The following is a 21,793-nucleotide window of genomic DNA, read 5'->3' on the forward strand; positions in this document are numbered from 1 at the left end:
GCGCGAGCTTCGACCATATTGAAGCGCTTCATTAATCACAAGACCCTTGTTCTATCCGCCTGCGGCGACATCGTGAGACATCGCGGCTGACGTCCGTCAGTGGTGCACATCGTGGGAGGGCGCTCGCAGAACACGCTGCTCTGCCAGCTGACCGCCGACCGGAGCGGGCTGCCCGTGCTCGCAGGGCCCGTCGAGGCGACCGCGCTCGTCGCCCGCACATATCCGCCGGCGCGGTTCATGCCGAGCTGAGCGGGGCGGGGCGTCGGGCCACCGGCCACGAGGTGGTTCTTGTGGCCCCGGCGGTGGGTGCGGCAGCCTGAGGGGATGACCGTAGAACGACCACCGGCGCCGGCCCTCGAATCGATGCGCGGCGCCGAGGTGCTCCGGCTCACGGCGTTCGCCGACGGGCCGGGCGGGGGCAATCCCGCGGGTGTCGTGCTCGACGCCTCCCGGCTCGACGACGACGACCTGCAGGCGATCGCCGCCGAGGTCGGCTTCGCCGAGACGGCCTTCGTGGTCGACCCCGGCCCCGACACCGATGGTCGAACGGTGCACGTGCGGTACTTCTCCCCGGGAGCCGAGGTGCCCTTCTGCGGCCACGCGACGGTCGCCACCGCGGTCGCGCTCGCCGAGCGCCGCGGGGTGGGGGCCTTCACGATCGTCACCCCGGTGGGCCCGATCGTGATCACCACCGCCGACAACGGGCGCGGGGTCTCGGCCTCGTTCACGAGCGTCGAGCCCGACATCCGTGAGCTCGACCCCGTCGTCGCCGACCAGCTGCTGTCACTCCTGGGTATCGAGCGCGCCGACCTCGACGGCCGGTGGCCGTTGCGCGAGGCCTTCGCCGGCAACTGGCATCCCGTCGTCGCGATCCGCGATCAGCGCCTGTTCGACGAGTTCCGCTTCGACCCGGATGACGTGCGGACGCTGATGGACCGGCAGGGCTGGGCCGGAACGGTGACTGTGGTCTGCCGGCAGCAGACGGCGCCAGCGGAGCCGCTGACCGTCGAGGCGCGGAACCTCTTCCCGGTCGGAACGATCACCGAAGACCCGGCGACGGGGTCGGCCGCGGCATCCCTCGGCGGCTACCTCCGCGCGCTCGGGGTCGTCGAGCCCCCCGCGCGGGTCGTCATCCACCAGGGCCGTCACGTCGGCCGCCCCAGCCTGCTGCTCGTCGACGTGCCGCCCACCGGGGGCATCACCGTCACCGGCACGGCCACCGCCTACGCCCCGGAGCCCTGACGCGCCGCCTCGCCGCCTCGACCGGAGCGCCGCCGCCGGCTCAGCGCCGGAACGCCTTCCGCGCCAGCCAGTTGCCCAAGAACTGCACCGCCTGCACGAACACGATGATCACGATCACCGCCGCCCACGTCACCACCGGCTCGAACTGCCGGTAGCCGTACTGGATGGCGAAGGTGCCGAGCCCGCCGCCGCCCACGAGGCCGGCCACCGCCGACATGTCGGTGAGGGCCACCAGGATGAAGGTGTAGCCGAGGATGAGCGGCCCCAGCGCCTCCGGCAGCACGATCGTGCCGATGATGCGCAGCCGGCTCGCGCCCACCGAGCGCGCGGCCTCGATCACGCCGGGCTGCACCGTCATGAGGTTCTGCTCTACGATGCGGCTGATGCCGAAGGCCGCCGCGAGCGAGAGCGTGAAGACGATGGCCGAGTTGCCGATGCCCACGCCCACCACCAGCCGCGCCAGCGGTTGTGCCGCGGCGAGGAAGATGATGAACGGAATCGGCCGGAACACGTTCACCAGCACGTTCAGCATCGCGAACACCGGCCGGTTCGGGTACAGGCTGCCCGACCGGGTGGTGTAGAGCCCGAGCCCCAGCAGCAATCCGCCCGCCCCGCCGAACAACAGGCTCAGGGCGACGATGTAGAGGGTCTCGTAGGTGGCGGTCGCCAGCTTCGGCAGCAGCGGGATCAGCTCATCCACGGCCAGACCCCCCGCCCGCGAGCCGGGTGACCCCGACCCCGTCCGGCAGCGCCGCCAGAGCCCGCTCCACGTCGGCCGACGCTCCCGTGAGCGCCAGCGTCAGGTGCCCGAACACGCGGCCCCGGATGTCGTTGACCCCGCCATAGACCAGTTCGAAGCCGAGCCCGGCTCGGGCCAGGGTCGAGAACACGTCGCCCTGCGAGGCGGGCGACGCTCCGCCGTCGCGGAACGACAGCGTCACCAACTCACCCGGGTGTCGTTCGCGCAGCACGGCGAGTTCTTCGTCGGAGGGCACGCCGCGCACCACGGTGGAGACGAACCGTCGCGACGACGGCTGCTGCGGGTTCGAGAACACGTCGAACACGTCGCCCTGCTCCACCACGCGGCCGCCGTCCATCACGGCCACCTTGTCGGCGAGGGTCTGCACCACGTCCATCTCGTGGGTGATCACGATCATGGTCACTCCGAGTTCGTCGTTCACGCGTTTCAGCAGCCCCAGCACCTCGTGCGTGGTCTCGGGATCGAGCGCGCTGGTGGCCTCGTCGGCCAGCAGCAGTCGCGGGCTCGTGGCGAGCGCCCGGGCGATACCCACCCGCTGCTTCTGGCCGCCCGAGAGCTGCTCGGGGTAGCTGCCCGCCTTGTCGGCGAGCCCCACGAACCCGAGCAGCTCGTCGACCCGGCGGCCGATCTCGGCCTTCGGGGTGCCGGCCACCCGAAGTGGGTAGGCCACGTTGCCGAGCACCGTCTTGGAGGTGAAGAGGTTGAACTGCTGGAAGATCATGCCGATGCCCACCCGCAGCCGCCGCAGCTCCCGCTCCGGCAGGCCGTTGAGCTCCACGCCGCCGACGGTGATGCTGCCGGACGTGACCGACTCGAGCCCGTTCACCAGGCGCACGAGCGTGCTCTTGCCGGCGCCGGAGTAACCGACGATGCCGTAGACCTCGCCGGCCACGATGTCGAGACTCACCCCGTCGACCGCGGTCACCCGGGGTGCACCCCGGGTGGCGGAGGGATAGGTCTTGCGCACGTCGCGCAGGCTGACGAGCGGTGCGGATTTCGACGTCATCGACGCGATCAGCCCTCGTGCGCCTTCGTGTCGGCCTCGACGTCGGCCAGCGACTTCTCGAGGTCGGCGACCGGGGTCTTCAGCAGCACCGCGGTGCCGCCCGAGGCCTCGACCACGCCATCCGTCACCGACGCGGTGTTCTGGTAGAGCTCGACGAGCTTCTTGTAGGTCTCGTTGTCCTTGTCTTCGGCGCGGGCCGCGAAGATGTTCACGTACGGCAGGGCGTTCGGGTCGCTCGGGTCGTCCTGCGCGATGGCGTCGTCGGCCGTGAGCCCGGCGTCTTCGATGAAGTCGTTGTTGACGATGGCGGCTGCCACGTCGGGGAGCGAGGTGGCGGTGAGGGCGGCGTCGAGCGTGGTGACCTTCACCTTCGAGGCCGATTCGTCGACGTCGTCGATGGTGGAGAAGATGCTGCCGCCGTCTTTCAGCTCCACCAGGCCCGCCGACTGCAGCACGAGCAGGCCCCGGGCGAGGTTGCTCTCGTCGTTCGGCACGGCCACGGTGTCGCCCTGCTGGATGGCGTCGACCGAGTCGTACTTCGTGGAGTAGAGCCCGAGCGGGTAGATCGCGGTGGAGCCGATGGGCACCAGGTCCTCATCCGCCGACACGTTGTACTGCGCGAGGTAGACGATGTGCTGGAACTGGTTGAGGTCGAGCTCGCCCTCGCTGAGCGCGGGGTTCGGCTGCGCGTAGTCGGAGAAGTCGACGATCTCGACGGGGATGCCCTCGTCGGCCGCCGCCTGCGTGTAGGTCTCCCAGTACGGGTCGCTCGCGCCCACCACACCGATGCGCACGGGGGCGGTGTCGCCGTCGCCCGAACCGGCGGCGTCGGAGCTGCCCGCGCAGCCGGCGAGAACGGCGATGAGGGGCAGGGCTGCGGCTGCCGCGATGAACTTCTTGGTGATCGACATGGGTGTTTCCTCTCGTGGTAAGGGGAGCGACACTAAAGTCGCGGCCCGGGCCCGCGAAGCCGGGGCGTAACACGGCGGAACCTGCCGACACACTGTTTCAGCCGGGATGCGGCCGTCGACGAGGCCTGCCTACTGTCACCCCATGCCCGCTTTCATCGACACCATCGTTCTCGGGGGAGGGGCGATGGGATCGGCGGCCGCGTGGCAGCTGGCCGGGCGAGGCGCCGAGGTGGCCCTGTTCGAGAGATTCGAGCCGGGGCACACCCACGGCGCCTCGCACGGCCGTTCCCGCAACTTCAACGTGGCCTATGCCGATCCGGTTCACCTGCGTATGCTCGCCGACGCCGATCGGCTCTGGCAGGAGCTCGAGGCCGAGACCGACCGGTCGCTCCTGACCCGCACGGGCATCGTCAGCCACGGGCACAACCCGGCCTACACCGACATGGCACGGATGCTGCCGAACAGGGGCTTCGATGCCGAGCTGATCGCGCCGGCCGAGGCCGAGAGGCGCTGGCCGGGCATCCGTTTCGACGGGCAGGTGCTGGTGGCGCCCCAGGGCGGCCGCATCGACGCCGACGGCGCGGTGGCGGCTCTGCAGCAGGCCGCTGTGGCGCGAGGCGCCCGCGTGCGGCACCGTGCGCGGGTCACGCGCATCCGGGTTCTCGGCGACGACCGGGCCGCGGTGGAGGTGACACCGACGGATGCCGCGGACGAGCCCTCGGGCGACCCCGAGCTGTTCGAGTGCCGCCGCCTGGTGGTGACCCTCGGAGCCTGGACCTCGAGACTGCTCGGCTCGGTGCTCGTGCTGCCCAAGCTCACCGTCACGCGGGAGGAACCCGCGCACTTCCGGCCGCTGGACGACACGGCGGCCTGGCCCGGCTTCAACCATCTGCCGGCGCCCGACCCGCGCTACGGCTACTGGCCGGCGCCGGTCTACGGCCTGCTCACCCCGGGGGAGGGCGTCAAGGTGGGCTGGCACGGCGCCGGCGCGGTCACCGATCCGGATGCGCCCACCGCCCGCACCGACCGGCGCCGGTTCGCGGCCCTGCAGCACTACGCGCGGGAGTGGTTGCCGGGCGTCGACCCCACGGAGTACGCCGAGATCAGCTGCACCTACACCTCAACCCGCGACTCCGCGTTCGTGATCGACCGGGTGGGCCCGGTGGCGGTGGGGGCGGGCTTCTCGGGCCACGGCTTCAAGTTCGTGCCCGTGGTGGGCGGCCTGCTGGCCGACCTCACGGAGGGCGTGCGGGCGCCGGCGGTCTTCTCGCTCCGCGCCGATCGCCGCCGGCCGCAGCCGGTGCGCTGACCGGGCCGCGCCCCGACCACCCTGCGCCCCGACCGCCCGTCAGAGGCTCTGCCGCTGCGCCAGCATCGGGCACTCGAACGGGTCGCGCTCGCCGAGCCCCACGTGGTTGATGTACGCCACGATGATGCGGTATGACGTGAGCAGGCTGGTCTCGGTGTACGGAACACCGTGGGTGCGGCAGTGCTCGGCGATGATCACCGAGGCCTTCCGCAGGTGCGGTCGCGGCATCGACGGAAAGAGGTGGTGCTCGATCTGGTAGTTGAGCCCGCCCATCGCGACGTCGACGAAGCGGCCGCCCCGGATGTTGCGGCTGGTCATGGCCTGCCGGCTGAGGAAGTCGAGCTTCTCATCGTGCCCCACCAGGGCCATGCCCTTGTGGTTGGGCGCGAACGTGGCGCCCAGGTAGAACCCGAACACCCCGAGCTGCACCGCGAGGAACGCCGCGGCCACGCCCGGTGAGAGCACCACGAACACCAGCGCCACGAAACCCACCAGGCGCACGGTGAGCAGCACGATCTCCACCCAACGCCGCTGCACCGGCTCGCGGGAGAACACCCGGCGGATGCCCGAGACGTGCAGCGACAGGCCCTCCAGCGGGAGGATCGGAAAGAAGAACGCGCCCTGGTGCGCCATCGCCCAGCGGGTCACCGCGGTGCGGCCTCGGGCGGCCCGCTCGGGCGTGACCTGGATCACGGGCATCTCGATGTCGGGGTCGGCGCCCCGCTTGTTGGGGTTGGCGTGGTGGCGCGAGTGCTTGTGACGCCACCAGCCGTAGCTCATGCCCACCATCAGGTCGGCCAGCAGCAGGCTCGCCCAGTCGTTCGCCCGGCCCGAGACGAAGATCTGCCGGTGGGCGGCGTCGTGGCCGAGGAACGCCACCTGGGCGAACAGGATCCCCAGCCCCACGGCTGTGACCAGCTGCCACCAGGTGTCGCCCACCACGACGAACACGCCGAGCGTGGCGACCACCAGCAGCGGCAGGCCGATCAGCTTGATCCAGTAGTAGCCGTACCGTCGCCGCAGCAGCCCGGCCGCCCGCACCTTCTCGGCGAGTTCGGTGTAGCTGCTGGGCGCCCGCTCGGCAGCTCGCGCGCGGGTCTTGGTGGGGCGAGGAGCGGTGGAACGGGGAGTGACTGGGGACATTCGCGGGCCTCCGAGCGACGGATGATCTGACATCTCCAGCCCATGCCGCGCCGACCGGCTGCCCAAGACCGTTGCGTCCGGCCCCCGGGTGTGTCAAGGCCCCGCCGACGGGTCATCGAAGGGGCGGGGTGCGCCGGGAACACGGAAGCCGCCCGGCCCCATAGGGGTGGGCGGCTTCCCGGCGCGAGCGAGGGTCAGTCGTCGCTGTTCGCGGGGCCGCGGGTTCCGGCCTTCGCGATGCCGCGGCTGATGATGTACGCCGCGGTGACCACCGCGACGTACTGCCAGGCGTGGTCGGCGCCGAAGCCCTGGCCGTCGTCGCCGTTGTCGGTGACGGCGGCGGCGATCAGGATCCCGACCGACACGAGCAGCCACACGTAGAACTCGGTGGTCTTGAAGGCCGCCTTGGTCTCGGTGACGACGCGGCGGGCGAATCCGTCGTTCTGGGCGGTGGTGCGCTGGGGGGCGGTTGTCATGGCTGAGTCTCCTTCATTCACGGGGCGGGCGGACGGTTTCCACCTCTGAAGCGGTCGAGCTCGACCTGCCGGGAGACCCGGGGCGCTCGACGCATCGCTTCGTAACCCGACGTTAGGAGGGCGGTTCAGGCCACGCGACGGCCTTGGCCGAATGCGTGCATCGTGCTATTCGCGGGGTGCTGCGAGTTCGAACGCCGCCTCGGCGCCGGCGGGCCGGGGGTCGGCCGTCTCGACGAAGCCGAGTCGCTCGGCCAGGGCGATCGAGCGCCGGTTCTGCGCATCCGTCACCGCCAGCGCGCGGCGGGCGCGCACCGTGCCGAACGCGAACGACAGCAGCGCCTCGGCCGCCTCGGTGGCGAGCCCGCGGCCGACGAGCTGCGGATGCACGACCCAGCCCACCTCGACCGAGCGCTTCGTGGCCGCCACCGTGCGCAGGTGCAGCGACACGTCGCCCACGAGCCGCCCCTCGAACTCCACCGCGAGTGCGAGGAAGTCGTCGGCCTGCCACAACCGGGTGTGCCGGGTGCGGTCGCGAAGGTGCCGTCGCGACTCCTGCCGCGATCGCTTGGGCCACGGCAGGAACTCGCGCACCGCGGGATCGGACTGCAGGTCGAACCAGTCCGCGGCATCCTGGGCGGTGAGGCGGTGAGGTCTCAGCGTCAGGCGGGGGGTGTGCAGCACGGGGGCGTCGAACGGCTGCTCGGTGCGCGCTCCCCGGAGCACGCGCGGCCGGCGCAGCCCCGCCGAGGCCAGGCCGTCGCGGAGGCGCCGGGCGCGCGAGGGCGCTTCGACCGTGCGCTCGCGCGGCCGGAACACGCGTTCCGGCACCTCGATCCCGAACTCGGGCAGTGGGACGGGCGGGGCGGCAGGTCGGGTCTGCGTCATGCGGAGACCGTAGCCACGACACCGATGCGCGCGGCCTGAGAACATTTGAGGTCGCTATGAATGACGGATGCCGGCTGGAGCCGGAGCCCCTCTGCCCGAACAATAGGGAGGTGGCGAACTCCTCCTCCCCCGACGACCTGCTGGCCACGGGGCGACGGCGCGCGGTGCTGGCGAAGCTGCCGCGCATCTACCGGGCCGACGGTTCGCCCATCCGTGTGCTGCTGGTCGACGACGAAGCCGTGCTCACGAGCCTCGTGAGTCTCGCCCTCGGCTACGAGGGGTGGACGGTCGACGTGGCCCACGACGGCGCCACGGCCCTGCAGGCGTACCGCGAGTCGCGCCCCGATGTGGTGGTGCTCGACATCATGCTCCCCGACACCGACGGCATCTCGCTGCTGCGCCAGCTGCGCGAGCTCGAGGGGTCGGCGCCCACCCTGTTCCTCACCGCGCGCGACTCGGTCGACGACCGCATCATCGGCCTCACCGCCGGCGGCGACGACTACATGACCAAGCCGTTCAGCCTCGAAGAGCTCGTCGCCAGACTCCGCGGCCTGCTGCGCCGCTCGATGACCACCACCTCCGAGGAGGAGTCGCGCATCGTGGTGGGCGACCTCGTGCTCGACGAGGTCAGCTACGAGGTCACCCGGGCCGGCGACCAGATCGCCCTCACCACCACCGAGTTCGAACTGCTGCGGTACTTCATGCGCAACCCCCGGCGGGTGCTCTCGCGTGCGCAGATCCTCGACCGGGTGTGGAACTACGACTTCGCGGGCAAGGCCTCCATCGTCGACCTGTACGTGTCGTACCTGCGCAAGAAGATCGACTCCGACCGGCCGTCGATGATCCACACGGTGCGCGGCGTCGGTTACGTGCTGAGGCCCGTCGAGTGAGCGCGGCCCGGCGCCCCTGGAGCATCAGTCGCCGGCTCGTCGTCGGCACCGTGGCGCTGGTCGCCGCCGTGCTCGCCGCGGTCGGGGTGATCACGGTGGTCACGCTCTCCGCGTCGGTGACCACGGTGATCGACACCCAGCTGAGCGGATCGATGTCGGCGCTCAGCCACACGGTCGAGTACGTGCGCTACCCCAACCAGGCGCAGAGCGACTCCGCGCATCCGAAGCCGGTGAAGCCCCTGGTCGACTACGTGGGCCACGGCCCCGGCGGTGTGATCGCCCTGATCTCCGACGGCCGGGTGGATGACTCCGCCCTCTTCTCCGACTCGGATGCCGCGCCGCTGCCCGGCGCTGTGGTGCAGCAGCTCGAAGACACCGATTTCGCGGTCGGCACGCACCAGAACATCGACCTCGACGGTCTCGGTTCGTACCGCGTGGCCACCCAGCTCGACAGCCACGGCGACCTGCTCGTGGCGGGGGTCTCCCTCGCCACCGTGCAGGCGGCCGTTCTGCAGGAGGCGATCACGGTGGGGGTGCTCTCGCTGCTCGCGCTCGCCGTCGTCCTGATCGGTGTGGTGATCGTGGTGCGCCTGGCGCTGCGGCCGCTCGGGCGCGTGGTGGCCACCGCCACCGAGGTCACCACCATGCCGCTGGACCGCGGCGACGTGGCCATCACCCCGCGCGTGGCCGAGGCCGACACGGATGCGCGCACCGAGGTGGGCAAGGTGGGCGAGGCGCTCAACCGCCTGCTCGCGCACGTCGACGACGCGCTCGCCGTACGGGCCGCGACCGACAAACGGATGCGCCGCTTCGTCACCGACGCCAGTCACGAACTGCGCACGCCGCTGGCCGCCATCCAGGGCTACGCCGAGCTCACCCGGCAGGACAGCGCCGCCCTGCCCGAGATGACCGAGTACTCGCTCGCGCGCATCGAGTCGGAGGCGAAGCGCATGAACTCCCTGGTGAGCGACCTGCTGCTGCTCGCCCGGCTCGACGAGGGGCAGGACCTTCACCTCGACAGCATCGACCTCGGCGAGGTGGTGGTGAACGCGGTCAGTGATGCGCGGGCGTCGTGGCCCGGTCAGCGCTGGCAGGTGGCGGTTCCGGATGAGCCCGTCACCGTGACGGGCGACCGGGAGCGGCTGCACCAGCTGGTGCTCAACCTGCTCTCGAACGCGGCCGTGCACACACCGGCGGGCACGACGGTGGCCTCGAGCGTCACCGTTCTCGAGGGCGCGGACGGGCGTCCGTCGATCGCCCTGGCGGTGGCCGACGACGGGCCGGGCATCGCGCCCGAGCTGGTGCCGGAGCTGTTCGAGCGGTTCGCGCGCGGCGACTCCTCCCGCTCGCGACGTTCGGGCAGCACGGGGCTGGGACTCGCGATCGTCTCGTCGATCGTGGAGGCGCACGAGGGGTCGATCGACGTCGACTCCTCGCCGGCCGGAACCACCTTCACGGTGCACCTGTCGCCCGTCGCCACCTAGGGCCGGCCGACGGGTCGGCGAGGCGCTAGAGGGGCGCCGGGCCGAGCATGCGCTCGAGCAGCAGGCGCAGGGTTCGACGTTCCTCGGGGGAGAGGGCGGCGGTCTCCGGCAGCACCGCGGCGCGCACGTCGTCCTGCACCCGTCGGGCGGCGGCCTCGCCCGCGGGGGTGAGATACACCTCCACCGCGCGCCCGTCGGTGCTGCTGCGCCCGCGGGCCACGAGTCCCCGCCGCTCGGCGCGCTCCACCAGGCCCGACAGGGTCGACTTCTCCAACCCGAGGTAGGCCGCCAACCGGCTCATCTGGGGTCGCCGACCGCGCAGCACGCCGAGCAGCCGCAGCTGCGTGAGCGAGAAGTCGTTCTCGGCCGCGATGCGGTTGAGGACGCTCGTGATCACGAACGCGGTCTGGGCGAGGGCGTCGACGAGGAGCGGTTGCTCGCTGGTGCCGTCGGGCTCGGTGCTCGCTGAGATCTCGGGGTCGCCCATCCGCACTCCTTGACTTGGTTCGTATCACGAACTACATTCGTTCGTAACACCAACTATATCGACCGGAGACCCCCTCATGCACGCTGCCGTCGTCACCGACTTCGCCCACGCACCCCGCTTCGCCCCTTTCACCGACCCGGTCGCCACCGGGCCCGACGAGCTCATCGTGGAGGTGCTGGCCTCGGCCCTCCATCCCCGCGTGCGGTCTCAGGCCGACGGCGGCCACTACACCGCCACCGGCACGCTGCCGATGGTTCCGGGGGTCGACGGCGTCGGCCGCGACTCCGACGGCCACCTGCGCTACTTCGTGGTGGAGGAGGGCGCCATGGCCGAACGCGTGCTGATCGACCGCCGCGCCAGTGTGGTGCTGCCCGAGGGGCTCGACCCGGTGGTGGTGGCGGCGGCCATGAACCCGGCCATGTCGTCGTGGATCGCGCTGCGCCGCCGCACCGAGCTGCCGGCGGGTGCCCACGTCGCCGTGCTCGGAGCGGCCGGGAGCGCCGGCCGCCTGGCCCTCGAGATCGCCCGGCACCTCGGGGCCGGCCGGGTGACGGCCGTGGCCCGCGACACCTCGCGCTTCGCGGAGTTGCGGGCCCTGGGTGCCGACGAGGTGCTGACCTTCGCCGACGCGGGGCGTGCATCCGACGCCGACCTGGTGCTCGACTACGTCTGGGGCGAGCCGGCGGCCACGGCCATGGGGGCGATCGTGCAGCAGCGGGCCGACCGGGGCAGGCCGCTCACCTGGGTGCAGATCGGCTCGATCGCCGGAGCCGACGCACCGATCCCCTCGGCCGCACTGCGCTCGTCGGCCCTGTCGATCGTGGGCAGCGGGCAGGGATCGGTGAGCACCCGCGACATCGTCGCCGAGCTGCCGGCGCTCGCGGAGTTCGTGGCCTCGGGGGCCGTGCGGGTGAGCGCCCGCGCCGTGCCGCTCGCCGAGGTGGCCGAGGCCTGGGCGCCGGCCCCTGGCGCCCCCGAGCGTGTCGTCTTCGTGCCCTGACAGGCCGGTCGGGCCGGGGCTTCGGGTCGGTGGCAGGGCGGGTGTCAAGCCCCTCGCGGGGGCCACGGGCCGGGGTGAGTGTGGGCATCCGAGCGAGAGGCAGCAGATGCAGGCGATGGTGTACCGCGGTCCGTACAAGATCAGGGTCGAGGAGAAGGCGCATCCGAGGATCGAGCATCCCAACGATGCGATCATCAAGGTGACGCTCGCCTCGATCTGCGGCTCCGATCTGCACCTGTACCACGGCCTCATGCCCGACACCCGCATCGGGCACACGTTCGGGCACGAGTTCATCGGCGTGGTCGACGAGGTGGGGTCGTCGGTGCAGAACCTCCGCGTGGGCGACCGGGTCATGGTGCCCTTCAACATCTATTGCGGCTCGTGCTTCTTCTGCACCCGTGGCCTCTACTCCAACTGCCACAACGTGAACCCGAACGCCACCGCCATCGGCGGCATCTACGGCTACTCGCACTCCACGGGCGGCTACGACGGGGGCCAGGCCGAGTACGTGCGCGTACCGTTCGCCGACGTGGGCCCGATGGTCATCCCCGAGTGGCTCGCCGACGAGGACGCCCTGATGCTCACCGACGCCTTCTCCACCGGCTACTTCGGCGCCCAGCTCGGGGACATCGTCGAGGGTGACACCGTGGTGGTGCTCGGTGCCGGACCGGTGGGCCTCGCCGCCGCACGATCGTCGTGGTTGATGGGCGCCGGGCGGGTGATCGTGGTCGACCAGCTCGACTACCGCCTGGCGAAGGCGCGCGAGTTCGCCTTCGCCGAGACCCTCGACTACCGCGAGGTCGACGACGTGGTTCTGGAGCTGAAGAAGACCACGGGGTGGCTCGGGGCGGATGTCGTCATCGACGCCGTCGGCGCCGAAGCCGACGGCAGTCTCGTGCAGCACGTCACCTCGGCGAAGCTCAAGCTGCAGGGCGGCTCGCCCGTGGCCCTGAACTGGGCCATCGACGGCGTGCGCAAGGGCGGCACCATCTCGGTGATGGGGGCCTACGGCCCCTTGTTCAGCGCCGTGAAGTTCGGCGACGCGATGAACAAGGGCCTCACCATCCGCACCAACCAGGCCCCCGTGAAGCGACAGTGGCCACGGCTCCTGGAACACATCCAGAACGGGCTGATCTCGCCGAGCGGCATGATCACGCACCGCATCCCGCTCGAGCACATCGCCGAGGGGTACCACATGTTCTCGTCGAAGCTCGACGGCTGCATCAAGACCGTCGTCGTCGCGAACGCCGGCTGAGGAGGAGCGACCATGCCGTACACCGCAGACAAGCCCATCCAGCCGCCGTCACCCGACGAGTTGCGCGCCCGGATCCCCGGGTGGGGAGTCGACCTCGACCCGGCCGACCGTCCGGCGTGGCCCAAGGAGCGGTTCGACCCGGGGGCGAGCGGGGCGCACTGGGTCTATCCCGACGAGCAGCAGCCCCGCGAGGGGCGCGAGAAGAGCATCGAGCACGGACAGCTGACCCCGGTGTTCGGCACGGCGCAGCCGCTCCACGGGCTCTCCGGCGTCATCCGTCGCGTGGCGTACGACAGGTTCAGCGAGGCGCGCACGGCGCACTGGCTCTTGCTCATCGCGGGCGACCGGGTGGAGTCGACCGGTGCCCACCTGCGCTCGCTGTTCACCCTCAGGCCCGACAACCCCGTCACCGAGACGGGCATCCTGGCCGAGCCGCACCTGCATCCCATCACCTCGCGTCGTGGCCGCGTCGACCTGCGGCACCAGTGGCTCGACCCGATCATCGTGGCCGGCCCGTGGCTGCTGGCCGGGGGAGCGGTGTGGGCGGTGCTGCGCCGGGCGCTCCGCCGCTGACGCCCCGCCGCTCCTGACGCTCCGCCCCTGACGCTCCGCCCTGCGGTCGCCGCGCCGGGAGGGGCGTTTCGCCCCGGGCCGCATCGGTGCGAGGATGTGCGTCGGTGAGAGGGGAGGGCGGCGTGTCGGTCGATCCTGCTCCGCGGCGCTTCGCCGCCGCCCTCGTGCTCGGGGCCGTGCTGCCCGGCGCGGGCCATCTGCTGCTGGGTCTGCGACGGGTGGGGATGCCCCTGCTCGCCCTCTCGACGATCACCCTGCTGAGCGTCGTGGCCGTCACCCTGCGCCTGGCCCTGCATCCGCTCGACGCCGTCGCGCTCGCCGGGGCGGTCGACGTGCTCGGGGCGGTGGGGGTGCTGGCCGCCGGGTGGATCGTGTTCGTGGCGGCGTCAACGGGCGACCTGGTGCGGCGCGTGCATCCGGTGCCGCGTCGCGGGCGGACGGCGGCGGTCGCGGTGCTGCTCGTGCCCGCCGTGGTGTGCTCGCTCGTGGCCGCCTCGGCCTTCACCGGGCGCGGCATCGTCGACTCGGTGTTCTCGGGCGGCTCGGCGCTCACGGCGCACGACGGCCGCTACAACATCCTCGTGGTGGGCGCCGACCGCGCCCCCGGGCGCTCGGTGGTGATGCCCGACAGCATCTCGGTGGTGAGCGTCGACGTGGCCTCGGGTCGCACCGCCGTCGTGGGGGTCGACCGCACCAGCCAGAACTTCGACTTCCCGGCCGGATCGGCGCTGGCCGCGCAGTTCCCCGACGGCAACCGGTGCCTCACCGGGTGCGAGCTCAACCACACCTACCCCTACGGCAACGAGCATCCCGAGCTCTGGCCGGAGTCGGACGACCCGGGCATGAGCTCCCTGACCGAGGCGGTCGAGGGCTACACCGGTCTCGCCGTGAGCGGCTACGTGTACGTGGAGCTCGACGCCTTCGTGCGGCTGATCGACGCGGTGGGCGGGGTGACGGTCGACGTGGGCGTCGAGGTGCCGCGCACCGGCGTGCCCGACGTGGGCAGCGATCAGCTCACCGTCGTCGGGCCGCCCATCGCCACCGGCGTGCAGCACATGGACGGCGACACCGCGCTCTGGTTCGCCCGGTCGCGCTTCGCCAGCTCGAACTCCGAACGGATGCAGCGGCAGGGCTGCATCGAAGACGCCCTGCTGGCCCAGCTCGATCCCGCGGACGCGCTGGGCGCCTTCCTGTCGCTCGCGGGAACCACCGAGGGCCTCCGCACCGACATCCCGGTGGAGTCGCTCGGGGTGCTGGCGTCTCTGGCCGAGCGAGCCCGCACGCAGTCGGTGGCGCGGGTCGATCTCACGCATCCGCTGGTCGAGCCGCTGCAGCCCGATCTCGGGGTGGTTCGCTCGGCGGTGGAGGAGGCGCTCGCGGGGGGCGAGGGGGAGGGCGACGCTGGGGCGGGGGCCGAGGCCGAGGCTCCGGCTCCGGCTCCGGTCTTCGAGCCGGCGACGCCGTCCGAGGCAGCTCCCGGGTCGCCCGCAGCCGCAACCGCGCCGTCGGCGGAGCCGGTTTCTGTGTGCACTCTTCCGTAACACTCAGACAAGGGGTTGACCTCTCGACAACTGTCGGGCATCCTTACAGCAATCCAGGACGACGAAGTGCTATCTCGCGCGCCGTCCTTCGAACTAGGGGGAAACACGTGAAGTCGACCATCTCGACCGCGCTCGGACGAGCGCTCATCGGCACCGGCGTGGCCGTTGCCTTGGCTTCGGCCAGCCTGATCGGCGCGGGGGCCGCCACTGCGGCGAGCGATCCCGAGCTGGAGAAGGTCGTCGCGGCCAACAGCGGAACCGTCATCGTGCGCCTGCCCGACGACTACGCCAACGCCACCGTCTTCGTGGCCGCACCGCTGCCCGGCAGCGACGAGCCGCGCGTCACCAGCGCCGCCGTTCAGCCCGAGGCCGACACCGACGGCTACTTCGCCGAGCTCGACAACTTCGCCGGCCCGGTGTACATCGGCGTCGTCAACGGCTCCGAGGCCGGCTCCAAGGTCGCCGCCGAGGCCGTCGAGGTTGCTCCCGGCTACGACGCCAACGCCGCCATCTACCGTCACGCGGCCATCGAGTACACGCTCGACGAGGCCACCGGCGAGTTCACCCCCGGCGACGTGCCCTCCAGCCCGGCGCCCGACTCCGAAGAGCTCGACTGGCTGATCCCCTACGCCGACTACACCTTCACGCCCGACAGCTACGAGAAGGGCAAGTCGTTCACCCTGAAGTTCCGCGACATCGTCTCGGGCATCGACGGCACGCGCGTCGGTGAGCAGGAGCCGCACCCCGTGGACTTCTACGGCTACAGCGCCGCCACGTTCCTCTCGTCGACCTCGATCGTCGGCGGAGCCGTCGACTTCACGGTTCCGGTCGCCTACACCGACGCCCCCCACGAGATCGCCGCGTTCGACGAGTTCGGCCGCATCAACCTCTGGGTCACCCTCGACGGCGGAATCGCCGCTCCGGTGAACAACCCGGTGCAGCGTCCGGCCGCCACGCTGGCCAACACCGGTGCCGCTGACAACAGCGCTGCCGTGGCCCTGGGCCTCGGTGCACTCGTCGCCGGTGCCGCCGCCGTCGTCGGTGGCGTCGCCCTGCGCAGCCGCCGCTCGGTCAAGGCGTAACCCGCCGCAGCAGTACAGGAAGGGCCGGAGAGCGATCTCCGGCCCTTTCGCCGTCTCCGGCAACCCCCTGGCACATCTGATCGGCGAGCGTACGGTCGGTCAGCACGCGGTCGCGAGCGCACCGCACCCTGCGACGAAAGGATCACCCATGGATCTCGGACCCCTCGGCGGCTACCGCCTGCCGGCCCTGCTCACCACCGCCTACGGCGTCGACACCGCCCAGCAGCTGGCCGACCAGCTGGGCGTCACGAAGAAGCCCACCCCGGCCGTGGCCGGCAGGGCGGATGCCGCGTACGCCGCTCTCACGAACGGCGACACGGCCCCGGCGCGCATCCTGCTCGTCGACGATCTGGGCGTCAGCCCGGAGAAGGCCGACGAGGCCATCGCCAAACTGCCCGGGCTCTGACGCGTTCGGGTTAGCGCCGGGCGCGCGTTCGATCGGGCGTGCGCGTGCCGGCGCGGTCGTCGCGGGAGCCGAGGCGCAGTGTGGCGAGGAAGCCGATGCTGAGAAAGCCCGCCGCGGCGAACGCGGAGTAGCGGGTGCCGTCGGAGAAGGCGGCCTTCGCATCCGTCACCACGGCGGCCATCGCAGGGTTCTCGGCGAGGCCCGCGATCGCCGCACCGGAGCTGTCGACCACCTGAGACACGAGCTGCGAACGCTCGGAGTCGGGCACGCCGCTCGCGGCGAGGCTCGCGTCGAGCTGCAGGGAGGCGGTGGTGAAGAGCACCGTTCCGAGCACGGCGATGCCGAGCGCGGAGCCGATCTGACGCGCGGTGCTCTGCGTGCCCGAGCCCTGGCCGCTCTGCTCGACCGGCACATCCTTCAGCACCACCCCGGTGAGCTGCGCGGTGGCGAGGCCCACGCCGAAGCCGTAGACGAACAGGAACGGGATGAGCAGAGCCCACGCGGTGTCGGGGCCGATCACGAGACCGAGCCCCGCCACGCCCACGATCTCGGCGGCGAGGCCCACCCGCACGATCACGATGGCGCTGATGCGGTTGCCGAAGGCGCCGGCGAAGCCGGAGGCCACGAACGAGCCCACCGCCAGGGCCACGAGCACCAGGCCGGTCTGCAGTGCGTCGAAGCCGAGCACGTTCTGCAGCCACAGCGGCAGCGACAGCACGATGCCGAACTCGCCGAGCGACACGATCATGGCGGCGAGGTTGCCGTTGCGAAAGCTCGGGATGCGGAACAGGTCGAACGCGAGCATGGCGCTCCTGCCGGCTCGCTCCCGGGCGCGCCCCCACAGCACGAAGCCCACGCCGGCGAGCACGGCCAGGGCGAAGGCGAGGGGCACGGGCGAGAGGGCGAACGGCCAGGTCCAGTCACCGATCTGAAGGGCCTCGTCGGTGAGCCACCAGCCGTAGGTGCGGCCCTCGATCAGACCGAACACCAGGCTGGCGCTCGCCACCACCGACAGCAGCGCGCCCACCACGTCGACTCGGGCGGGTGCTCCGGATGCGCTCACCGGCTGCTTCGACTCGCGCACGAACACGAGAACGCCCACGATGATCACGACGCCCAGCGGGATGTTGATGCCGAAGGCCCAGCGCCAGGAGAAATAGGTGGTGAGCCAGCCGCCGAGGAGCGGGCCCACCGCGGTCATGCCGCCGATGGTGGAGCCCCAGACGGCGAATGCGATGGCCCGCTCCTTGCCGCGGAAGGTGGCGTTGATGAGCGACAGGGTGGTGGGCAGCACCATCGCCCCGCCGACGCCCTGCACCACGCGGGCGAGGATGAGGAGGTCGCCGCTCTGGGCCGTCGCCGCGAAGACGCTGGCGGCGGCGAACACCAGCACGCCGATCACGAGCAGTCGGCGGCGGCCGAAGCGGTCGGCGAGGGTGCCGAACACCAGCAGCAGGGCCGCGAACACGAGGGTGTACGACTCCTGCACCCATTGCACCTGGGTGGAGGTTATCCCCAGATCGTCGATGACCGACGGGATGGCCACGTTCACGATGGTGGAATCGACGATGATCAGCGCCACGGCGACGCTGATGAACACGAGGCCGGCCCAGCGGGCGCGGGAGGAGGGTGCGGTGGTGGTGGTAGAGGTCACGGTCGTGCCGTTCAGCGCCGGTCGGCGGCGCGGCGGCCGGTGGCGAGGCGGAGGATCACGGTCGCCACCACGAGGGCGGCGGCCACGATCGTGGCGGCGGTCGCGACGGGAGCCGAGATCAGCTCGCCCGTGGTGCGAGACACGGCCACCCAGGCCAGGCCCCAGGCCAGAGAAGCCGTGGGGGCGAGACGGCCACGGCCGTAGACGGCCAGGGCCAGCCCCGCGAGCCCGGCGACGATCACGATCACGGTGCCCCACGCATCCGGGGCCCAGCCGAAGCCGGTGAAGCCCGCGGTCTGCAGGCCGGCGGTGAGGTTGGCGGCGGTGGCTATCGACACCCAGCCGAGGTAGAGGCCGACGGTGCCGTCGAGCACGATCGACTCCACGATGCCCTGGTCGGTCGCGCGGGTGCGGAGCACGAGCACGAAGGCGACCAGGAGCGCAACGAGCAGCGCCACGATCACGATGCAGCTGAGCCAGAGCAGGCCGGCCTGCACGCTGAGGATCCAGGCGGCGTTGAGCACCAGGGTGACCGCGACGGGGTAGCCGAGGTGGCGGTTGCGGTCGCGCGCGGCCTGTTTCGGCAGCAGCTGCCAGATGGCGTAGGCGATGAGGCCGATGTAGATCACCGACCAGATGGAGAACGCGGGCCCCGCCGGGGCGATGAGGGTGGAGTCGGCGCTCAGGGTGCCGCCCGCGGCCTCTTGGATGGGCGTGCCGACCACCGCGCCCGAGCCGATGAACGACCCGACCACGGCGATCACGGCGCTCACCGCGACCACCGCCTGACGCACCCGATCGGCTCGTGTGGCGGTGTCGGTCATGATGGCTCCTCTGCGTCGCGCGTCGCAGCCCCGAACGGATGCGACTCGAATTCGCTAACCATCTTAGTAACTTTGTTGCCTAACCGCATAGATCGGACGTCACATGCCCACTGGCCCTGGAGGAGAGTGACCTCACGGCGCGGATCGACGCCGCGCTGCAGTACTCAGGGGCGGAGGGGCGGCGCGAGGCGCTCGACTTCGCGGCCGGGTCTCAGGCTGACGCGGAGGCGCTGCGGGGCGACGAGTCATGGTGATCGCTCGTGGATCCATCTGGTGGGCCGAGCTCGGTCGTGCGGTCGGCAGCGCGCCCGCTCGTCGCCGGCCGGTACTGGTCGTTCAGGCAGACGCCTTCAATCGGAGTGGTCTGGCCACCTGTGTGATCATCGCGCCGGGGAGCTCCCTGGCTACCTGCTCGACGATGTGGAGCGGGGGATGCGTCTGGTGCTGGCCCTGTGAACCGGAGATGTGTTCAGAGGGTGACGACGAGCTTCCGGGCCGAGACCCCGGCGCGGAGCGCGTCGAGGGCCGGCTGCACCGCCTCGAGACCGTGGCCCACCACCTCGGCGCGGGGAGCCGCCACGTACCGCCCCTCGGCCAGCGCCTGCGGCAGGAAGTCGCGGTAGACCGCCGGCGCCACCTCGTTGTCCATCAGTGAGCTGCCCCACACGTACCCCGCCTTGACTCCGTGCAACCGGCTGCGCGCCTGCAGGGTCACGTTGGCCCACACCAGGCGCGACATGGTGCGCACGAAATCCCAGCTGAGGCCGCCGCGCCGTGGCAGCGTGTCGAGCGACACCGAGGGGCTGGCCATCACCACGCGCCGACTGCCGGTCGCCCGCGAGGCCACCGCCACCACGGGCTCGGCCGACCCCGTTCCCACGGCGAGCGAACCCGCGAGTTCTCGCCCCTCGAGAGCGGCGAGGATGTCGGCGACCACGGTGGGGCTGGAGTAGTCGAAGGCCAGTCGCGCGCCGAGCCCGCGCACGAGGTCGTGGTTCCGCGGCGACGCGGTGGTGATCACGTCGTACCCCGCCGCCACGGCGAGCTGGATGGCATTGCACCCCACGCTGGTGGAGCCGCCCCAGACGAGCACGGTCGTGCCCGTGGGTTCGGGCGCGGCCGACGGATGCGCGAGCCCCAGCTGATCACGCTGGAACAGCGCCGACGACGCCGTCGACAGGGCGAGCGGCAGCACGGCCGCCTGCTCGAAGGCCAGCTCATCCGGAATCAGGGCGGCGAGCCGCGCCAGCACCACGGTGTACCGCTGGAATCCGCCCTCGGCCGCGGAGTTGCGCGACTTCTCCATGCCTACGGCATACCCGAGCACGCGGTCGCCGACAGCGAACCCGGTGACCCCGGCGCCGACCTCCACCACCTCGCCCGCGACGTCCTCGCCCAGCACCGCCGGGTAGGGCAGCCACGAGTACATCAGGTCGCCGGTGGTCTGTTTGACGGTGTCGAGCGGGTTCATGGCCACGGCTCGGTTGCGCACGACGAGCTGGCCCTCACCGGCCACCGGGTAGGGGGCGGGGCCGACCACGAGGTCGGCGCGCTTCTCGGTGAGCCAGGCGGCGGAGTTCTCGGGCACGGGGTCTCTTCTCTGGTGGAGCGCGCATCCGTCGGTCATGACACGCAATGCCATCACTGTACACCGATCGACGACATTGCGTGTCATCGGATAGGGTTGCCCGATGAGTCGCTGGGAGCCTGACGCCGCCGCCCGGCTCGAGCGAGCCGCCCTGGAGCTGTTCGCCGAGCAGGGGTTCGCGGCCACCACTGTTCCGCAGATCACGGCCCGGGCCGGGTTGACCACCCGCACTTTCTTCCGCCACTTCGTCGACAAGCGCGAGGTGCTCTTCGTGGCCGAGCGCGAGCTGCCGGCCTACGTGGCGTCGGTGACGGCGGCGGCGCCCGACGGCCTCACGCCGATGCAGCTCGTGATGCACGGCCTCGCCTCGGCCACCGCCACCCGGTTCGACCCGTGGCGGGAGCAGCTCGTGGCCCGGCGGGCCGTCATCCGTTCCGACGACGGGCTGCGGGAGCGCGAGCTGCTCAAGGGGCAGGTGCTGTCGGCAGCGGTGGAGCAGGGGTTGCGGGGCCGGGGTGTTCCGGATGCGACGGCCGCGTTGCTGGCACCGGTCGCGGTGGCCGTGTTCGACGCCTCGCTCGACCGCTGGCTCGACGGCGACCCGCGCCCGCTCGCCGAGATCGTGGCGGCCACCGGCCGGGAGCTGCAGGCGGCGGTCGCGGCCTGACCCGAGTCCCGCGGCCCGGCGCCCGAGGCCCGCGGCCCGATGCGGAGCGGGCGCGTCGGGGGCAGACTCGACGCATGGCACACAGGCAGCGCGCGGGCGACGCCCGGTCGTCGGGCAGCGACCCGGCCGCGGGTTCGGGCGCGGGCGCGGCACCGAGCGGAGGCCCCGGCGACTCCAAGACGTGCGCCTCGTGCGGGCGCCGCATCGAGTGGCGCGCGAAGTGGGCCCGCGACTGGAACGAGGTGCGCTACTGCTCCGACGCGTGCCGCTCCCGCGGTGTCACGGCGGTCGACCGGCAGCTCGAGCACACCATCCTCGAGCTGCTCGCGAAGCGCGCTGCCACCTCCACCATCTGCCCGTCCGACGCGGCGCGGGCGATCGGCGGCGAGGAGTGGCGCGACCTGATGGAGCCCGCCCGCCGGGCGGCCCGACGCCTCGTCGACGCGGGCGACGTGCAGATCACCCAGGGCGGCTCGGTGGTAGACCCCTCCACGGCCAAGGGCCCCATCCGCATCCGCCGCACCCGCCCCTAACCCACCCCCCGTTGCGTCGCGAAAAGTCGCTTTCGCGGGGCCGCGAGCACGACTTTTCGCGACGCAACCCGCGCGCG

The 21,793-nt window shown here is 71.7% G+C and carries 22 protein-coding genes and 2 pseudogenes; 14 read left to right on the forward strand and 10 right to left on the reverse strand.

Translation table 11 applies throughout. The annotated features are described in order from the left end of the window. Window positions 1-99 precede the first annotated feature (99 nt). Window positions 100-249: pseudogene (locus tag ACEXOR_RS02165) on the forward strand (FGGY-family carbohydrate kinase); the annotation flags it as partial. Window positions 250-324: 75 nt separating this feature from the next. Beyond that, a complete protein-coding gene (locus ACEXOR_RS02170; RefSeq protein ID WP_374847757.1) occupies window positions 325-1,242 on the forward strand; it encodes a PhzF family protein in 918 nt (305 codons plus the stop codon). A 40-nt stretch (window positions 1,243-1,282) separates the two neighbouring features. Here the strand turns inward: ACEXOR_RS02170 and ACEXOR_RS02175 are convergent, their stop codons facing one another. From ACEXOR_RS02175 to ACEXOR_RS02185, 3 genes are read right to left on the reverse strand one after another with little or no spacing between them, the layout of a single operon-like run. Further along, entirely contained in the window at window positions 1,283-1,942 is a 660-nt protein-coding gene (locus ACEXOR_RS02175; protein ID WP_374847758.1) for a methionine ABC transporter permease, read from the reverse strand. Next, window positions 1,935-3,008, reverse strand: coding sequence for a methionine ABC transporter ATP-binding protein (locus ACEXOR_RS02180; protein WP_374847759.1), 1,074 nt, complete (start codon window positions 3,006-3,008; stop codon window positions 1,935-1,937). Before ACEXOR_RS02180 ends, ACEXOR_RS02175 begins: the two co-directional genes overlap by 8 nt. An 8-nt stretch (window positions 3,009-3,016) precedes the next feature. Next, on the reverse strand, window positions 3,017-3,919 hold the full coding sequence (locus ACEXOR_RS02185; protein WP_374847760.1) for a MetQ/NlpA family ABC transporter substrate-binding protein: 903 nt from the start codon (window positions 3,917-3,919) through the stop codon (window positions 3,017-3,019). Between the two features lie 142 nt (window positions 3,920-4,061). On the opposite strand from ACEXOR_RS02185, the gene ACEXOR_RS02190 reads away from it, so the two are divergent. Further along, complete coding sequence (locus ACEXOR_RS02190; protein ID WP_374847761.1) at window positions 4,062-5,228, forward strand: FAD-dependent oxidoreductase; 1,167 nt, start codon at window positions 4,062-4,064, stop codon at window positions 5,226-5,228. A 39-nt stretch (window positions 5,229-5,267) separates the two neighbouring features. Here ACEXOR_RS02190 and ACEXOR_RS02195 read toward each other — a convergent pair whose 3' ends face one another. From ACEXOR_RS02195 to ACEXOR_RS02205, 3 genes are all read right to left on the reverse strand, one after another. Then, the gene (locus tag ACEXOR_RS02195) at window positions 5,268-6,371 is read right to left on the reverse strand and encodes a fatty acid desaturase family protein (RefSeq protein WP_374847762.1); all 1,104 of its coding nucleotides are present in this window, start codon (window positions 6,369-6,371) and stop codon (window positions 5,268-5,270) included. Between the two features lie 194 nt (window positions 6,372-6,565). Further along, a complete protein-coding gene (locus ACEXOR_RS02200) occupies window positions 6,566-6,847 on the reverse strand; it encodes a hypothetical protein (RefSeq protein ID WP_374847763.1) in 282 nt (93 codons plus the stop codon). A gap of 165 nt (window positions 6,848-7,012) precedes the next feature. Next, window positions 7,013-7,732, reverse strand: coding sequence for a GNAT family N-acetyltransferase (locus tag ACEXOR_RS02205; protein WP_374847764.1), 720 nt, complete (start codon window positions 7,730-7,732; stop codon window positions 7,013-7,015). A 164-nt stretch (window positions 7,733-7,896) separates the two neighbouring features. Between ACEXOR_RS02205 and ACEXOR_RS02210 the strand changes: the two genes are divergently transcribed. Together ACEXOR_RS02210 and ACEXOR_RS02215 are read left to right on the forward strand one after the other, a co-directional pair. Further along, window positions 7,897-8,622 (forward strand): response regulator transcription factor, encoded by a 726-nt coding sequence (locus ACEXOR_RS02210; protein ID WP_374847778.1) that lies wholly within the window; start codon window positions 7,897-7,899, stop codon window positions 8,620-8,622. Continuing rightward, window positions 8,619-10,106, forward strand: coding sequence for a sensor histidine kinase (locus ACEXOR_RS02215; protein WP_374847765.1), 1,488 nt, complete (start codon window positions 8,619-8,621; stop codon window positions 10,104-10,106). The genes ACEXOR_RS02210 and ACEXOR_RS02215 overlap by 4 nt, the downstream gene beginning before the upstream one ends. Window positions 10,107-10,131: 25 nt before the next feature. On the opposite strand, the gene ACEXOR_RS02220 is transcribed toward ACEXOR_RS02215, so the two are convergent. Further along, the gene (locus ACEXOR_RS02220; protein ID WP_374847766.1) at window positions 10,132-10,593 is read right to left on the reverse strand and encodes a MarR family winged helix-turn-helix transcriptional regulator; all 462 of its coding nucleotides are present in this window, start codon (window positions 10,591-10,593) and stop codon (window positions 10,132-10,134) included. Window positions 10,594-10,669: 76 nt separating this feature from the next. Between ACEXOR_RS02220 and ACEXOR_RS02225 the strand changes: the two genes are divergently transcribed. From ACEXOR_RS02225 to ACEXOR_RS02250, 6 genes are all read left to right on the forward strand, one after another. Further along, window positions 10,670-11,593, forward strand: a complete 924-nt coding sequence (locus tag ACEXOR_RS02225) for a quinone oxidoreductase family protein (protein WP_374847767.1) — start codon at window positions 10,670-10,672, stop codon at window positions 11,591-11,593. Between the two features lie 106 nt (window positions 11,594-11,699). Continuing rightward, the gene (locus tag ACEXOR_RS02230; RefSeq protein WP_374847768.1) at window positions 11,700-12,848 is read left to right on the forward strand and encodes a zinc-dependent alcohol dehydrogenase; all 1,149 of its coding nucleotides are present in this window, start codon (window positions 11,700-11,702) and stop codon (window positions 12,846-12,848) included. 12 nt (window positions 12,849-12,860) lie between these two features. Next, window positions 12,861-13,421, forward strand: coding sequence for a hypothetical protein (locus ACEXOR_RS02235; protein WP_374847769.1), 561 nt, complete (start codon window positions 12,861-12,863; stop codon window positions 13,419-13,421). Window positions 13,422-13,525: 104 nt separating this feature from the next. Further along, window positions 13,526-14,962, forward strand: a complete 1,437-nt coding sequence (locus ACEXOR_RS02240) for an LCP family protein (RefSeq protein ID WP_374847770.1) — start codon at window positions 13,526-13,528, stop codon at window positions 14,960-14,962. A 107-nt stretch (window positions 14,963-15,069) separates the two neighbouring features. Continuing rightward, complete coding sequence (locus ACEXOR_RS02245) at window positions 15,070-16,044, forward strand: LPXTG cell wall anchor domain-containing protein (protein ID WP_374847771.1); 975 nt, start codon at window positions 15,070-15,072, stop codon at window positions 16,042-16,044. A 148-nt stretch (window positions 16,045-16,192) separates the two neighbouring features. Further along, the gene (locus ACEXOR_RS02250) at window positions 16,193-16,450 is read left to right on the forward strand and encodes a hypothetical protein (RefSeq protein ID WP_374847772.1); all 258 of its coding nucleotides are present in this window, start codon (window positions 16,193-16,195) and stop codon (window positions 16,448-16,450) included. Window positions 16,451-16,460: 10 nt separating this feature from the next. On the opposite strand, the gene ACEXOR_RS02255 is transcribed toward ACEXOR_RS02250, so the two are convergent. Together ACEXOR_RS02255 and ACEXOR_RS02260 are read right to left on the reverse strand one after the other, a co-directional pair. After that, complete coding sequence (locus tag ACEXOR_RS02255; protein ID WP_374847773.1) at window positions 16,461-18,104, reverse strand: DHA2 family efflux MFS transporter permease subunit; 1,644 nt, start codon at window positions 18,102-18,104, stop codon at window positions 16,461-16,463. A gap of 11 nt (window positions 18,105-18,115) precedes the next feature. After that, on the reverse strand, window positions 18,116-18,928 hold the full coding sequence (locus ACEXOR_RS02260; RefSeq protein ID WP_374847774.1) for a TspO-related membrane protein: 813 nt from the start codon (window positions 18,926-18,928) through the stop codon (window positions 18,116-18,118). 247 nt (window positions 18,929-19,175) lie between these two features. On the opposite strand from ACEXOR_RS02260, the pseudogene ACEXOR_RS02265 reads away from it, so the two are divergent. Beyond that, window positions 19,176-19,316, forward strand: a pseudogene (locus ACEXOR_RS02265) (type II toxin-antitoxin system PemK/MazF family toxin); the annotation flags it as partial. Between the two features lie 81 nt (window positions 19,317-19,397). On the opposite strand, the gene ACEXOR_RS02270 reads toward ACEXOR_RS02265, so the two are convergent. Continuing rightward, window positions 19,398-20,516: a zinc-binding alcohol dehydrogenase family protein gene (locus tag ACEXOR_RS02270; protein ID WP_374847775.1), complete on the reverse strand. Its 1,119-nt coding sequence runs from the start codon at window positions 20,514-20,516 to the stop codon at window positions 19,398-19,400. A 103-nt stretch (window positions 20,517-20,619) separates the two neighbouring features. Between ACEXOR_RS02270 and ACEXOR_RS02275 the strand changes: the two genes are divergently transcribed. Together ACEXOR_RS02275 and ACEXOR_RS02280 are read left to right on the forward strand one after the other, a co-directional pair. Further along, the gene (locus ACEXOR_RS02275; RefSeq protein ID WP_374847776.1) at window positions 20,620-21,183 is read left to right on the forward strand and encodes a TetR/AcrR family transcriptional regulator; all 564 of its coding nucleotides are present in this window, start codon (window positions 20,620-20,622) and stop codon (window positions 21,181-21,183) included. Between the two features lie 74 nt (window positions 21,184-21,257). Then, window positions 21,258-21,716, forward strand: a complete 459-nt coding sequence (locus ACEXOR_RS02280) for a DUF3253 domain-containing protein (protein ID WP_374847777.1) — start codon at window positions 21,258-21,260, stop codon at window positions 21,714-21,716. The last annotated feature ends 77 nt before the right edge of the window (window positions 21,717-21,793 follow it).

The sequence above is a fragment of the Herbiconiux liangxiaofengii genome (assembly GCF_041927335.1).
Lineage (GTDB): Bacteria > Actinomycetota > Actinomycetes > Actinomycetales > Microbacteriaceae > Herbiconiux > Herbiconiux liangxiaofengii.